Origin of the sequence: Mucilaginibacter jinjuensis, from assembly GCF_028596025.1 — a bacterium.
Classification (GTDB): Bacteria; Bacteroidota; Bacteroidia; order Sphingobacteriales; family Sphingobacteriaceae; genus Mucilaginibacter; species Mucilaginibacter jinjuensis.
This window is the reverse complement of the sequence record NZ_CP117167.1, coordinates 5414585-5428928: the sequence shown is the minus strand read 5'-3', so window position 1 is coordinate 5428928 and position 14344 is coordinate 5414585. Positions and strand designations below refer to the sequence as shown.

General features: G+C 43.0%; 14 protein-coding genes. 12 read left to right on the top strand and 2 right to left on the bottom strand.

Features of this window, described 5'->3' with window-relative positions; translation table 11 throughout:
* The first annotated feature begins 70 nt into the window (after positions 1-70).
* The 9 genes from PQO05_RS23440 to hemH all read left to right on the top strand — a co-directional run bounded on the left by PQO05_RS23440 (position 71) and on the right by hemH (position 7997).
* Positions 71-796, top strand: a complete 726-nt coding sequence (locus tag PQO05_RS23440) for a YebC/PmpR family DNA-binding transcriptional regulator (protein ID WP_273629877.1) — start codon at positions 71-73, stop codon at positions 794-796.
* Positions 797-946: 150 nt separating this feature from the next.
* Positions 947-1165, top strand: coding sequence for a DUF2442 domain-containing protein (locus PQO05_RS23435; protein ID WP_273629876.1), 219 nt, complete (start codon positions 947-949; stop codon positions 1163-1165).
* Positions 1166-1316: 151 nt separating this feature from the next.
* Entirely contained in the window at positions 1317-2297 is a 981-nt protein-coding gene (locus PQO05_RS23430; RefSeq protein WP_273629875.1) for a hypothetical protein, read from the top strand.
* A 353-nt stretch (positions 2298-2650) separates the two neighbouring features.
* A complete protein-coding gene (locus tag PQO05_RS23425) occupies positions 2651-3271 on the top strand; it encodes a 1-acyl-sn-glycerol-3-phosphate acyltransferase (protein ID WP_273629874.1) in 621 nt (206 codons plus the stop codon).
* 2 nt (positions 3272-3273) lie between these two features.
* Positions 3274-4362 (top strand): glycosyltransferase family 2 protein, encoded by a 1089-nt coding sequence (locus tag PQO05_RS23420; protein ID WP_273629873.1) that lies wholly within the window; start codon positions 3274-3276, stop codon positions 4360-4362.
* Positions 4341-4982, top strand: coding sequence for a carotenoid biosynthesis protein (locus PQO05_RS23415; RefSeq protein WP_273629872.1), 642 nt, complete (start codon positions 4341-4343; stop codon positions 4980-4982). Before PQO05_RS23420 ends, PQO05_RS23415 begins: the two co-directional genes overlap by 22 nt.
* A gap of 243 nt (positions 4983-5225) precedes the next feature.
* Complete coding sequence (locus tag PQO05_RS23410) at positions 5226-6077, top strand: 4-hydroxy-3-methylbut-2-enyl diphosphate reductase (protein ID WP_273629871.1); 852 nt, start codon at positions 5226-5228, stop codon at positions 6075-6077.
* A gap of 73 nt (positions 6078-6150) precedes the next feature.
* On the top strand, positions 6151-6879 hold the full coding sequence (locus PQO05_RS23405) for a fatty acid desaturase (protein ID WP_273629870.1): 729 nt from the start codon (positions 6151-6153) through the stop codon (positions 6877-6879).
* 98 nt (positions 6880-6977) lie between these two features.
* The gene (gene hemH / locus PQO05_RS23400; protein WP_273629869.1) at positions 6978-7997 is read left to right on the top strand and encodes a ferrochelatase; all 1020 of its coding nucleotides are present in this window, start codon (positions 6978-6980) and stop codon (positions 7995-7997) included.
* Positions 7998-8119: 122 nt separating this feature from the next.
* Here hemH and PQO05_RS23395 read toward each other — a convergent pair whose 3' ends face one another.
* The gene (locus PQO05_RS23395) at positions 8120-9334 is read right to left on the bottom strand and encodes a 3-deoxy-D-manno-octulosonic acid transferase (protein WP_273629868.1); all 1215 of its coding nucleotides are present in this window, start codon (positions 9332-9334) and stop codon (positions 8120-8122) included.
* Between the two features lie 218 nt (positions 9335-9552).
* Between PQO05_RS23395 and galE the strand changes: the two genes are divergently transcribed.
* The 3 genes from galE to PQO05_RS23380 are packed head-to-tail and all read left to right on the top strand — an operon-like array spanning position 9553 to position 12402.
* Complete coding sequence (gene galE / locus PQO05_RS23390) at positions 9553-10575, top strand: UDP-glucose 4-epimerase GalE (protein WP_273629867.1); 1023 nt, start codon at positions 9553-9555, stop codon at positions 10573-10575.
* A 16-nt stretch (positions 10576-10591) separates the two neighbouring features.
* Positions 10592-11644 carry a dTDP-glucose 4,6-dehydratase gene (gene rfbB / locus PQO05_RS23385; protein WP_273629866.1) on the top strand — a complete coding sequence of 351 codons (1053 nt, stop codon included), beginning with the start codon at positions 10592-10594 and terminating at the stop codon, positions 11642-11644.
* 2 nt (positions 11645-11646) lie between these two features.
* The gene (locus tag PQO05_RS23380) at positions 11647-12402 is read left to right on the top strand and encodes a tyrosine-protein phosphatase (RefSeq protein ID WP_273629865.1); all 756 of its coding nucleotides are present in this window, start codon (positions 11647-11649) and stop codon (positions 12400-12402) included.
* 681 nt (positions 12403-13083) lie between these two features.
* On the opposite strand, the gene PQO05_RS23375 is transcribed toward PQO05_RS23380, so the two are convergent.
* Positions 13084-14325, bottom strand: coding sequence for an ABC transporter permease (locus tag PQO05_RS23375; protein WP_273629864.1), 1242 nt, complete (start codon positions 14323-14325; stop codon positions 13084-13086).
* Positions 14326-14344 lie beyond the last annotated feature (19 nt).

Sequence of the window (14344 nt, the reverse complement as noted above, 5' to 3'; positions counted from 1 at the left end):
ACTATAAATTAATGGAATCACTGACAAATCGGTGAAATCATAAGGTATCGGTGAATTCATAAAAAATACTATGGGAAGAGCATTCGAATTCCGTAAAGAAAGAAAGTTTAAGCGTTGGGCCAAAATGGCCATCCAGTTTACCCGTTTAGGGAAAGAGATTGTAATGGCGGTTAAAGAAGGTGGCGGCAGCCCCGAAACCAACTCGCGCTTACGTACTGCTATACAAAATGCCAAGGCGGTAAACATGCCTAAAGACCGTGTTGAGGCTGCTATTAAACGTGCAACCGATAAAGACGCATCAAACTACGAAGAATTTGTATACGAAGGTTATGCGCCACATGGTGTAGCCATATTGGTTGAAACCGCTACTGATAACACCAACCGTACCGTTGCCAACGTACGCAGCTACTTCACCAAAGTGGGTGGTACTATGGGTAAAACAGGCTCGCTGGATTTTATTTTCAGCCGTAAATCGATCTTCCGTTTTGTACCCGGCGACCGTGACCTGGAAGAACTGGAGTTTGAATTGATCGACGCCGGACTGGAAGACCTACACGTTGAATCTGACGAAGAAGGAAACGATATTGGCGTAATTACTGCTGCCTTTGAAGATTTTGGTAAAATGCAAAAAGCTTTAGAGGAGCAAGGTTTCGAAGTAAAATCGGCAAAGCTGGAGCGTATCCCGTTATCAACCACCGAAGTTACCGAAGAGCAAGCCGCAGATGCCCTTAAACTAATTGATAAACTGGACGAAGACGATGACGTACTTGCCGTTTATCATAATATGGCAGAATAATTTGGCAATTAGCTAATTCGATAATTTGTCAATGATTTTTTTCAATTGGATAAGAATCATTGACGATTATTAAATTCGATAAATTAGCTAATAATTTAGTTAGCAAAGCCATTGCCGAATTAGCTAATTGACAAATCAACAAATTGAGATATGGCCGTATTCACCTCACGTAAGCAACAGCAAAACCTCAAAATTACTTTTGAGAACGATATGCTTTTTGTTGAAATGCCTGATGGTAAACAGCAGGTGTTCCCGCTGGCGTTTTTCCCTGCCCTGCGTGATGCCAGCGAAGAAGATCGTGCCGATTGGACGCATGCCGGAAATGGTATCCGTTGGAATAAGCTGGGAATCAATTTGGCAATTAGCTAATTTGTTAATTAGCCAATTTGCTAATTCGGCAATTTGTCAATGTCTTTCAAATTGATAAGAATAATTAGCCAATTCAGTAATTTGTCAATGTCCTTCAAAATGATAGGAATAATTGACAAATTAACAAATCGACAAATTAGCACATTACAGAATGTCTTTCGAAGAGTTTTTTAAGAAGAAAAAGATCAACCTAACTACCTTACAACAGGCGGAGGGAACTCTTTTTGCTGAATTTAAAGAGCACTTCGAACTGATGGGCGAAAAAAGCTTCGACCATACCAAAAAGTATTGGTTCAATAAACTACGTCGGCAATTCCCTGTGCCGGTTGAGGTTAAGACTGAAAAGGTAGTGATTGAAAACCCACTTGCGGAGCAAACTATTACCGAAACGCTTACCGAACCTGTTATTGAAGAAAAGCCTAAAGTTGGGTTTACGCCACGCTTTAAGGCTGGTGCAACCGCTGTAAAACCTACTGAGCCTGTAGAAAAACCAACGCCTGAGATTAGTGAAGAGAACACTAATACCGATAAATCTGCGACCATTGCTAAGCCCGGGTTTACACCGCGTTTCAAAGCAGGTGTAACGGCCAAGACACAAGAGCCGGCAACTGAACCCAAAGCCGAGGATGCAAAACCTGCAGAAGAACCGCCTAAAACCACTCCGCCAGCCAAAGTTGGTTTTACACCACGTTTTAAGGCTGGAGTAACTAAGCCTGTAACGGAGATACCGGTTGAAGAGCCGAAGGTTGAAGAAGAGAAACCTGTTGAACCCGCCCCACCAGCCAAGGTTGGTTTTACACCGCGGTTTAAAGCCGGAGTAACCAAGCCCGCGACAGAAGCACCTGCTGAGCAACCAAAAGTTGAAGAAGAGAAAGTCGAGCAGTCTGCTCCATCAACCAAAGTTGGCTTCACGCCACGTTTTAAAGCAGGAGTAACCAAAGCTGTACCTACTGTTGATACGCCGATAAAACAGCCTAAAGCAGAGGATATTGATGTTCCTTCAAAAGAAACTCAACAAACAGAGGGCGTTGCTATAATACCTCCTATAGAAGAAAAAGCTGAAGAAAAGCCCGAAGCTACTACACCTCCCAAAATTGGGTTTAAGCCACGCTTTAAACCTCCGCAGCAATAATTTGTATATTTCTTTTAATTTTTGTCATTGCGAGCGATAGCGTGGCAATCTCGTCGCATGCATATCAAATAAGCATTGGCTACGAGATTGCCACGTCGTTCCTCCTCGCAATGACAATTTTGATTAAGCTATTTGTAGGACTTGTCACATTGAGCGCTGTTGAAGTGTCGCGCGCAGAGGCCTACCCACCATACTTCGACGGAGCTCAGCATGACACCCGCGTTTTTTACTCATCGCTCTTGCGCGCGTTTGCAACGCGTGCTTAAAACTTCCGGGCATTTGTAATGCCCGATAATCTTGTTTCTTTGTCTCTCGGTTCTTGCTTCTCTTTTTTCCCTATCTTGGCTGGCAGCATGATCCGCCCTCAAAAAAATATTTTTATCAGAGGCTTTTTTACCCGGTATATATCTTATATCATCGGTCGGCACTTTCATGCTTTTAATTTTAATAGGGTAGATATTGATCCGCATAAGTCTATCTTATTGCTGCCGAATCATTATAGCTGGTGGGACGGTTTCCTAATGTTTCAGCTCAATAAACTGTTGTTTAAAAAGAAGTTTCATGTAATGATATTGGAAGAGACAGGTAGGAAAAATTCGTTCATGAAGTACCTGGGGGCCTACACGGTGCAAAAGGGAACGAGGGATATTATCGCTTCATTAGATTATACGGCCAGTCTGTTGGCCGAGCCTGATAACCTGGTGCTGATCTTTCCGCAGGGTACTTTATATTCTAACTTTGTGGATCAAATCCAGTTTCAAAACGGCTTATCGCGGGTAATTAAACAAGTAGCCGGGCAATTTCAATCCGTTTTTGCAGTTAGTTTTATAGAGCATCTGCAAAATAAAAAAGCTACCGTTAATGTAAATTTGCAGGTGCACACAGAAAGCTTTGCAGACATTAACGAACTGCAACAAACCTTTCAATCTTATTATCAAACTGCTAAACAGGAGCAAAGCAAAAACGTTGTATAAAGGTGATCATCATTCTCTCGGTAATATTCTTCTTCCTGATCCTGCGGTTTGTGGTAACCCTGTTCAATTTTATATCTAACCCCAAATTAAGGCGGGTTGGTAAGCGATATCACGATAAGGTATCGATATTAATCCCCGTTCGGAACGAGGAAAAAAATATTCTCTTTTTACTCGAGTCTATCGTCGAGCAGGAATATGATAATTACGAAGTGATTATCCTCGATGATGATTCGACAGATAATACCTTCCAGGTCTGCGAAGCGTTCATCGCACAAAACCCCAAATTCAGTATTGTAAAAGGTAAACCCCTGCCTGCCGATTGGCTGGGTAAAAATTATGCCTGCCATCAGTTGGCGCAACTGGCAACCGGCCGTTACCTGCTTTACCTGGATGCAGATGAACAAATAGCACGCGGCTTAATTAACAGTTCTGTACACCGGATGGAAACCAATAACCTGGCTCTGCTCAGCTTATTTACCGACCAGGAAATGCTGACCCTGGGTGAAAAAATAGTAGTGCCACTGATGCATTATATTCTCATTAATTTATTGCCCATTCGCTTGGTTTATCTGTCTAAAAATCCTGCGTTTGCGGCAGCTAGCGGTCAGTTTATGCTGTTCGACGCTGCCGTATACCGTCAGCAAAGATGGCACCAGCAGGTGCAGCATAAAATAGTGGAGGATGTAGAGATTATGCGGTTAGTGAAATCAAATGGATTAAAGGGCGAAGCATTGCTGGCCAACGGGATGATTAGCTGCCGCATGTACAACGGCTATAACGATGCTATTGATGGCTTCAGCAAAAACTTTTTGGCGGCTTTTAATTATAGCATAATAGGCTTTTTGCTTTATTTAGTGGTAATTATTGGCGGTCCGCTTATTGTAATTTCAACCCTTAATTTGCAGCTCATAGTTTTTATGTGCGGCATTATTATGCTTACCCGCAGTATGGTTTCCTTACTCTCTAACCAAAGCAACGGGCAAAATACTTTTTTACATCCGCTGCAAATGGGCAGCATGGCTATTATTGGCTTTTTCGCCATTCAAAAACACTTAACAAAAACAACACTATGGAAAGGCCGCCGTGTTTAAGCGCAAAAGCAGCAAAGGTTATTATTGTGTTGTTTCACACAGTGGGGCTAATCGGACTGATGCTCCCCGCTACACATGTCCTGTTTTTAAAAATTGTTCCGTTTCATTTATTGTTGATGTTGCTGGTAGTTTTCTTTAACCACAAGTATATCGACGAGCGTTTTTTAGGCTTTGTTATCCTGATCTATGTATTAGGCTTTTTTGCCGAATGGATAGGTGTACACAAAGGCTGGCTTTTTGGCGATTATGTTTATGGCGAAACATTAGGTATAAATGTTTTCGAGATCCCGTTAACCATCGGCATCAATTGGTTCCTGCTTATTTATTCAGCAGGGGTAACCATGCAGCGTTTGCGGATTAAAAGCAACTGGGCACGAATTATTTTAGGTGCATTGGTACTGGTACTGCTCGATATGCAGATTGAACCCGTTGCCGTAAGGTTTGATTACTGGCATTGGGCTGACAGCATTGTGCCAATGAAAAATTACGTCAGCTGGTTTTTGGTGAGTGGTTTAATGCTTTGGATCTTCGAACAATTTAAATTTAAGAAACAAAGCTGGGTAGGGCCGATACTGTTGGGTGTGCAGTTTGTGTTTTTTGGGGTATTGAATTTGATGTAAGGATATTTTAATCTCTGCGCCGCTGTTGGTGTTGTCACCAACAGCCTGCTTGGTAACATGTCCTATAATTGTTGGTGACAACACCAAAAATGGCGAATCTTTAACAAAAGTTTTGTCATTTCGAAGGAGGTACGACTGAGAAATCTTCTGCTCCATACATTTGCGATTTGGATTAACGCATAAGATTTCTCCTATCGTCGAAATGACAAAAAATAAGAAAAATTTTAGCGTAAATTTGCAGGCATGGGCGAGTACAATCTTCAGGTAACTATCGATCAGGATTCGGGCTTTTGTTTCGGGGTGGTTTATGCCATTGACATGGCCGAAGAAATTCTGGAAGAGCAAGGCTATTTATATTGCCTGGGCGATATTGTACACAATGATGAAGAGGTTGAACGCCTGAAAGCCAAAGGCCTTCGCATTATAGATCATGACGATCTAAAAATGCTGCACAACGAGAAAGTGCTGATTCGCGCGCATGGCGAGGCTCCGGATACTTATCGTACCGCGCTCGAAAATAATATTATGCTGATTGATGCTTCATGCCCGGTAGTGTTAAAACTCCAGCACCGCATCAAAACCTCGCACGACTCAAAAGAGAACATCATCATCTTCGGTAAACATGGCCATGCCGAAGTAATCGGTCTACAGGGCCAAACCAATGGCGATGCCCTGGTATTTCAGGATATAGCCGAGCTGGATAATGTTGATCTACCTAAACAAATTACCCTTTATAGCCAAACCACCAAAAGCACCGAGAAATTTTACGCCATTAAAGACGAACTGATTAACCGCGGCTATGAGTTAAAGGCTAACGATACCATTTGCCGACAGGTATCAAACCGCGACAAAGACCTGCACACTTTTGTAACCAAGTTTAACAAGATTGTGTTTGTATCGGGCAAGAAATCATCAAACGGTAAGGTACTGTTCGAGGTGTGTAAAAAATATAACCCGGATACTTACTTCGTTTCTTCGGTAGATGAACTTCATCCCGAAATGTTTGCCACTGGTGATACCATCGGTATTGCAGGCGCAACATCAACCCCAATGTGGTTGATGCAGGATGTGAAGGTCGCGCTGGAAAAGTTTTAACCCCCTAACCCCCTAAATGGGGAACAATAAAAAGATTACGGAACAAATGATAAACAGATAAGTTAATCTTACAATGGATACACCCAAGAAGATCGACTTATCAACTTCTACTTCTCCGCCTATCGGCGGAGGCTGGGGAGCTTTCTTTGCCATTCTCATCATCGGCGGCTGGGCCTTATCTACCATCCTGTTAATGCAATGGCATTTCAGCTTTACCAATCCTTTAGTTTATCTTTTTGTGTTGCTGCAAATGCATTTGTATACCGGCTTGTTTATTACCGCGCACGATGCGATGCATGGTACAGTATCATCAAACAAAAGCATTAATAATGCAGCTGGTTTTATAGCCACTTTTGTTTATGCTGCTTTCTGGTATCCAAAGTTGTATACCAAGCACCATCAGCATCATCAGCATGTGCATACGGAGTTAGATCCCGATTATCACCAAGGCAATTTCATCAGTTGGTATATCCGTTTTATTAGAAACTATTTATCTATATGGCAGGTGGTGTGGATGGCAATATTGTTTAATATCCTAAAGATCTGGCTCCCTCAGCCCAACCTCATTATGTTTTGGGTAGTGCCATCGTTACTAAGCACTTTACAGTTATTTTATTTTGGTACTTATCAACCACATAAGGGTGAGCACAATAACCAATACCATTCGAGTACGCAAAAACGCAATCATGTACTGGCATTCCTGTCGTGCTATTTTTTCGGTTATCATTATGAGCACCATGCTTCGCCGGGTACGCCCTGGTGGATGCTTTGGAAAACGACGCCTCCAATTGACAAACAATAGAATTTCTCTATAGGGTATGAAAAAAAGTGATCTCCATCATCTACAGGGAGTATTACAAATAGTTGACAAAAAATATTCGATATTTGCGGCACTCAATTATGTCGAAAAAAGGAATACTGTTAGTCAATTTAGGTACACCGGATAGCCCGCAAACGGCGGATGTTCGCAAATATTTAAACGAGTTTTTAATGGATGGGAGGGTTATTGATGTTAACCCTGTGCTGCGCACCTTTTTGGTACGAGGCGTAATTACGCCTTTCCGCAGCCCTAAGTCGGCTAAGTTGTACCAGGAGATCTGGTCGAAAGAAACCGGTTCCCCGTTATTGTACTACAGTATTATTCAGCAAAAATTATTGCAGGAACGCCTGGGCGATGAGTACCAGGTTGAGCTGGCTATGCGCTACCAAAGTCCATCAATTGAAGAAGCTTTAGGCCGACTGAAAGCTAACCTGGTAGAAAGCATCCGCGTAATTCCGATGTTTCCGCAGTATGCCTCGGCAAGTACAGGTTCGGTTATCGATAAGGTGATGGAGCTGGTGCGCACCTGGCAAACTATCCCTAATATTTCGTTTGTTAACTCGTTCCATAACGAGCCATCAATGATCAAGGCTTTTGCGGAGAATAGCAAAAAGCATGGTGTCGAAAACTTTGATCACGTATTGTTTAGTTTCCACGGCTTACCGCAACGCCAGCTGATTAAGTGCGACCATACCGGTAACTATTGCCTTAAAAAAGATAGCTGCTGCGAAACCCTTAACGACGTTAATAAATTCTGCTATTCGGCACAGTCGCATGATACCGCCCGTTTAATTGCCGAAGAACTGGGTATCCCGAGAGAAAAATATACCATCTGTTTTCAATCGCGCCTGGGTAATGATCCCTGGGTGCAGCCTTACACCAGTGAGGTAATTAAAGAACTTGCTGCACAGGGTAAAAAACGTATGCTGGTATTTTGCCCGGCGTTTGTGGCCGACTGCCTGGAAACTGTTTACGAAGTATCTGAAGAGTACAATACCGAGTTTAAAAACCTCGGCGGCGAGCATATTCAACTGGTAGAAAGTTTGAATGATAACCCGCTGTTTATTGATACGCTGGAAGGTTTGGCAAAGGGTAAGTAAGATTGTTTTTTCTTTAAAATAAACGGTTTGTCATCTCGACGATAGAAGAGATCTTGTACGACTATAAGTCCTGTTGCATAAGATTTCTCCTGTCGTCGAAATGACAACCTGGAATAAGCGGATTACCCAATCGCCTCTAAAATCTTATCTGTAGCCCCAACATTCTGCTGTACATAAGCTTTAATTTTCTGCGATGCAAAACCACGATACTCCGTATCCAGCATCAATAAATCTGTAGCTTCAATTAACTGCCCGGCATTGCTAATACTGATCCCTGCTTTCAAATGTACAATATCCCGCGCTTCTTTAAACGCCGAGTAATTAGGCCCGAAAATTACAGGTAAGCCAAAGGCCGCCGCTTCTAAAGTGTTATGTATCCCCCGGCCAAAGCCGCCGCCTATATAGGCTACTTCGCCATATTGATAGAGGGATGAGAGCATGCCGATATTATCAATAATGAGTATTCGGTTGTCGGTTATCGGTTGTCGGTTGTCGGTGATTTGCGAAAATCTTATGGTGCTCTCGGATGGTAAAATATCCAATAATTTCACAATACGCTCTTCGCCAATTTCGTGTGGGGCGATTATCCATTTCCAATCCGGGTGGCGGGTAATGATGGTTGAGAGCAATTCCTCATCCTGCGGCCAGGTACTGCCGGCTATAAATACTTTTTGGTTGTTTTTAAATTCGGCTATAATTGGCAGTTCTTTTGGCGAGTTGGCATTAGCCCAAACACGATCGAAACGGGTATCGCCACTTACGGTTGCGGTGTTAATGTTTATTAATTTAAGCAAATTAACAGAGGCCTCATCCTGCACAAAAAAGTGGGTTGCCATTTTTAGCATGCTGCGATGCAAACCGCCATACCATTTAAAAAATATTTGTTTCGGCCTAAAAATTCCGGATACAATGTAAAGCGGGGTGTGCTGCTGGTGAAGTTGGTTAAAATAATGATACCAGTATTCGTACTTGGTAAATATGGCAGCCTTGGGTTTTATAGTATTAATGAAATTGCGGGCATTAGTAGCAGTATCCAGCGGCAGGTAATAAACGGCATCGGCCAAAGGCGTGTTCTTCCTGATCTCATATCCCGAAGGAGAAAAAAAAGTAATAACTATTTTGGTACCAGGATCTTTGGCTCTGAGTGCTTCTAAAACCGGCCGGCCTTGTTCAAACTCACCTAATGAGGCAAAATGAAACCAAATACAACCTTCTGTTGTTGCAATGTGTTGGTTACTGCGCCCTTTTATCCAGAGCTTAGCCTTTGCATTAAAAAATGAAGCCGCGTATACAGCTAAAAAGTAAAGGCGTATGCCAATGTTATATAACAGCAACATTAAAAAATGAAATTCCTTATATTCGTCCGGGGGTAAAAATAGTTGTTTTAGTTCATTCCCAATGTATGTCATCCTGAACTTGTTTCAGGAACCCACAGGACAGGTTTAAGCCTTGCTAATTGTATACTTAGCATGTGGGGTGCCGAAACAAGTTCGGCATGACGGGAGGGATAATTAATTGACAAATTACTTCATCAACAAATCGACAAATTAAAAAAATGAGCAAAATATTAGTTACCGGCGGCCTGGGTTTCATAGGTTCGCACACAGTTGTAGAGTTAGTAAACGCGGGTTACGAGCCGATTATCGTAGACGATCTATCGAACTCTAATATTAAAATATTAGACCAGCTGACCACCATCCTGGGTTTCAGGCCAGTATTTCACCAATTAGATCTGTGCGATGAAGCTTCTGTGCAAACACTGGCTACTGCTGTTCCCGATTTATCTGGTATTATCCATTTTGCTGCATTTAAGGCAGTAGGCGAGTCGGTTAAATTGCCGTTGAAATATTATCGCAATAACTTTTATTCCTTAATTAATTTGTTGAATGCTTACTACGGTAAGCCCTTAAATTTTGTATTTTCATCAAGCTGTACCGTATACGGCCAGCCCGATCAGTTACCTGTTACAGAAGATGCGCCTGTAAAACCGGCACAATCCCCTTATGGTAATACCAAACAAATAGCCGAAGAAATACTGACCGATATGGTAGCTTCGGGAACTAATTATAAAGTGATCTCATTGCGTTACTTCAACCCGGTGGGGGCACATGAGTCGGCCTTGATTGGCGAATTACCAATTGGTGTGCCACAAAACCTGGTGCCGTTTATTACCCAAACGGCTATTGGTAAACGCGAAAAATTAACCGTACACGGCGACCAGTATAATACACCCGATGGTAGCGCCGTTAGGGATTATATCCACGTGGTAGATTTGGCTAAAGCACATGTTATCGCCCTTAAATTAATGGAGAAAGATAGCTTTAAAGGGTATGATATGTTTAACCTGGGTACCGGTAATGGCAGCTCGGTGTTAGAGGTTATTAATGCCTTTGAAAAAGCTACCGGCGTTAAATTACCTTATGAAATTGGCCCTGCCCGTGCGGGTGATGTTGAGCAGGTTTGGGGCGATGTAACCAAATCGGCCAATGTACTGGGCTGGCGTGCCGAATTGAGTTTAGATACCATGATGGCATCGGCCTGGGCATGGGAGAAGTACCTGAACCAAAATCCTTTATAATACGTATTAACTATATATGAAAAAAATTATCATCACAGGAGGCGCTGGTTTTATTGGCTCGCACGTTGTGCGCCGTTTTGTTAAAAACCACCCGGAATATCATATTATCAATCTAGATAAATTGACCTATGCCGGTAACCTGGCCAACTTAAAGGATATTGAGAACGAACCTAACTACAGTTTTGTTAAAGGCGATATTGTTGATGCTGCTTTTATTCAAAACCTGTTTGAGCAGGAACAACCTTATGCAGTAATTCACCTGGCTGCAGAGTCGCATGTAGATCGTTCTATCGTTAACCCACTGGAGTTTGTGATGACTAATGTGATCGGTACCGTTAACTTATTAAACGCTGCCCGCCACATCTGGAAAGATAAATATAACGAACACCGTTTTTACCATGTATCAACCGACGAGGTTTACGGTACACTGGGCGAAACCGGTATGTTTACAGAGACTACAGCTTACGATCCGCATTCGCCTTATTCGGCATCAAAAGCAGGTTCAGATCATTTTGTGCGTGCTTACCATGATACTTATGGTATGGATGTGGTGATCTCAAATTGCTCTAACAACTATGGTTCATTCCATTTTCCGGAAAAACTGATCCCGTTGGCAATTCATAACATCAAGCAAAATAAAGCCGTTCCTGTTTACGGTAAAGGCGAAAATATCCGCGACTGGTTATGGGTGGAAGACCATGCCCGTGCCATCGAATTAATTTTTCACGAAGCTAAAGCCGGCGCTACTTATAATATTGGCGGCCATAATGAGTGGAAAAATATTGACCTGATCCACACCCTATGCGCTATTTTGGATAAGAAATTAGGTAGGGAAGAAGGTGAATCGGCCAAGCTGATCACTTTTGTAACCGACCGTGCGGGGCACGACTTACGTTATGCCATCGACGCTACTAAACTTAAAAACGAATTAGGCTGGACCCCAAGCGTAACTTTTGAAGAAGGTTTGGAAAAAACAGTTGATTGGTTTTTAGAGAATGAAGAGTGGCTTAATGATGTAACTTCTGGTAATTACCAGCAATACTATCAAAGCCAGTACGCAAACAGATAAATATGTTCGGGCTTTTTAAGCGAAAGAGAAAAGAAGAGGTTGATACCCGCATAATTGAGTTTTATTACGACACTATAGCCGTTGATATGCACTCGCATGTGCTGCCGGGTATAGATGATGGCGCGCAAACGGTAGAAGAATCTATCGTCCTCATCCAAAAGATGATGGATTTGGGGATTAAAAAGATCATCGCCACGCCGCACATCATGGCCGATCTGTATAAGAATACGCCCGAAACGATTAGCGCTTCGCTCGATTTGCTAAAAGCTAAACTGGTAGAAGAGCGGATGGATATTGACATCAGCGCTGCCGCCGAACATTTGTTTGATGAATTGTTCGAACAACGCATAGATGAAGGCTCATTGCTAACAATGGGCGATAACTATGTATTGTTCGAGCTTTCTTTTGTAAGCAAGCCACTCCACTTAATTGATACTATTAAAAAAATGCGTGCAAAAGGCTATCAGCCTATTCTGGCGCATCCGGAACGGTATCCCTATTTAACGATGAAAGAATATGTGGAGATAAGGGAGTGGGGGAGCTTATTACAGATTAACACAAATTCACTTTGCGGCTATTACGGCCATGCAGCCAGGCAGGCAGCCGAAGAGCTGATAGATGCCCAAATGATTGATTTTATATCGAGCGATATGCACCACCCACGCCATGCAGACGCTTTTGAGCAAACCTTAAAAGAACCCTATTTGAAAAAGTTAATTTTTGAACAGGAGACGTTGAAGAATAAGTTGTTGCTGTAAACTTTATTTCCTTTTGTCATTGCGAGGAGGAACGAAGCAATCTCGTCGCAGAAAGTGCATCTTGCAGAAATCCGTTTTTCATTAGGAATGGTAGTGTGAGTAATATGATCGTCAGTGGATGTCACTTTTCTTTGACCGCCAAAGAAAAGTAACCAAAAGAAAGCTCGCAGCCGGGCCCTGTTGCTATGAACTTGCAGTGGTTGGGCAATACCTGTGGTTGCCGCAACATTGCCAATGCTGCGTGAAAAGAGGTTATGTTAAGGTAGTGATGGGCTCGGCATAAAATTCCTTCTATTTTTTTGTCTTGATTCTTGACTCTCGATTCTTGTTTCTCTTCTCCGGCAAACAGCTTCGGCCAAAAGCGGGCAGAACAATGGCGGCCTCGTGTAGTGGAAAGAGGCATTGGAGATTTTGCAGAAGGGCCGACTTTGCGCGCGCGTAGCGGGGCAAAAGATCCCGGCCTGTGTGTTCTGACCGATTGTGCGACATGGCCCGTGCGTAAAGAAGCCTTTTGCCGGTGAGCCTTTTGATTACTTTTTGGCTAAAAAGTAATAGCCCTCCCCGCGGCGATTGAGCGGGACTAACGTTGATTGTAGCACAATCGATTCATATTTACATCTAAGTATTTAAGTCAGCGCTAATCGGTCTTGGGGTTGTTTCGTACCCCACAACAAATTTTATCTACTCATACCTCAACGCCTCTACAGGGTCAAGCTTCGAAGCCTTTTTCGCAGGATAATACCCTGAACCCAGGCCAATACCGGTACAGATCACCAAAGCCATAAATAACCACATCCAGGGTATTACAAAGTGGCCGCTTATCTGGATGGCTATCAGGTTACCAACGCCCATACCCAATACTATGCCGCCGGCGCAACCCATCAGGCAAATTACAATGGCTTCAATTAAAAACTGCTTACGGATAATAGATGGCGTTGCGCCGATAGCCTTACGTACACCAATTTCGCGCGTGCGTTCTGTTACCGATACCAGCATAATATTCATGAGGCCGATGGCGGCACCCAATAAAGTAATAATACCCACAGCAAACCCTGCCAGTTGTATCCCCGCCAGCTGACCGGCAAGTTGTTGCTGTATGGAGTCGCTTCGGGTAATTTCGAAGTTGTTGTCTTTGTCTATCGTTAGGCCACGGATATTGCGGAAGGCTGATGTAGCTTCACCAATGGTTGCCTCCAAAGCTCCGGGGTTATTTACCATTACACTCACGGTAAACGAAGGGTTAGTACTGGTAGTTATCTGCTTGGCTTTAAATACGGGAATAATACAAACTTTATCGCCACCCAAACCCGCACTAGATCCTTTGGATTGCAATAGGCCGATAACCCTGAATTTATTGGCGCCGATTAACATCAGTTTATTGATAGGGTCGCCGGATTTAAACAAGCGTTTACGAATATCATCGCCAATAATTACAACATTGCTACCATGCTCTAGTTCAGACGATGAAAAATTACGGCCTGAAGCCAGTTTATAACCGCCCGTTAACAGGTAATTTTCATCAGCCCCCAGAATCACAATATTGGGGTTCGTTTTCAGGTCGCCATATTTTGCAGTGGCAGCTTGTGAGGCGTAAGTGTTAATGGAAATCTGTACAGGCAGTTTGAAATTTTTCTTAAACCGTACAGCCTCGTCATAACGGATAGCTTTATAATATTTACGGTTACCGCCATTGCCAAAGCTAATGCCCGAGCCCCGGTTACGGATGGTAAAAGAGTTGGCCCCCATACTCGAGAAAGCCTCGTTAGTCCATTGGCTAATACCTTCAATAGCGGTTAAAATGCCAACCAGCGCCATAATACCAATGGCAATAATAAGGGCGGTAAGGGAGGTGCGCAGCCTGTTGCCACTGATGGATTGCAGGGCTATAGCCACATTCTCTTTAAAGCTGGTTTGTACAGGCATGCTATAAAATTAATGAATT

Coding starts and splice junctions, on each gene's coding strand:
- PQO05_RS23380 (WP_273629865.1), top strand. CDS start 11,647: ATGTTCGGGCTTTTTAAGCGAAAGAGAAAAGAAGAGGTTGATACCCGC.
- rfbB (WP_273629866.1), top strand. CDS start 10,592: ATGAAAAAAATTATCATCACAGGAGGCGCTGGTTTTATTGGCTCGCAC.
- PQO05_RS23430 (WP_273629875.1), top strand. CDS start 1,317: ATGTCTTTCGAAGAGTTTTTTAAGAAGAAAAAGATCAACCTAACTACC.
- PQO05_RS23395 (WP_273629868.1), bottom strand. CDS start 9,334: ATGTTGCTGTTATATAACATTGGCATACGCCTTTACTTTTTAGCTGTA.
- galE (WP_273629867.1), top strand. CDS start 9,553: ATGAGCAAAATATTAGTTACCGGCGGCCTGGGTTTCATAGGTTCGCAC.
- PQO05_RS23440 (WP_273629877.1), top strand. CDS start 71: ATGGGAAGAGCATTCGAATTCCGTAAAGAAAGAAAGTTTAAGCGTTGG.
- PQO05_RS23425 (WP_273629874.1), top strand. CDS start 2,651: ATGATCCGCCCTCAAAAAAATATTTTTATCAGAGGCTTTTTTACCCGG.
- PQO05_RS23435 (WP_273629876.1), top strand. CDS start 947: ATGGCCGTATTCACCTCACGTAAGCAACAGCAAAACCTCAAAATTACT.
- PQO05_RS23410 (WP_273629871.1), top strand. CDS start 5,226: ATGGGCGAGTACAATCTTCAGGTAACTATCGATCAGGATTCGGGCTTT.
- PQO05_RS23405 (WP_273629870.1), top strand. CDS start 6,151: ATGGATACACCCAAGAAGATCGACTTATCAACTTCTACTTCTCCGCCT.
- hemH (WP_273629869.1), top strand. CDS start 6,978: ATGTCGAAAAAAGGAATACTGTTAGTCAATTTAGGTACACCGGATAGC.
- PQO05_RS23415 (WP_273629872.1), top strand. CDS start 4,341: ATGGAAAGGCCGCCGTGTTTAAGCGCAAAAGCAGCAAAGGTTATTATT.
- PQO05_RS23375 (WP_273629864.1), bottom strand. CDS start 14,325: ATGCCTGTACAAACCAGCTTTAAAGAGAATGTGGCTATAGCCCTGCAA.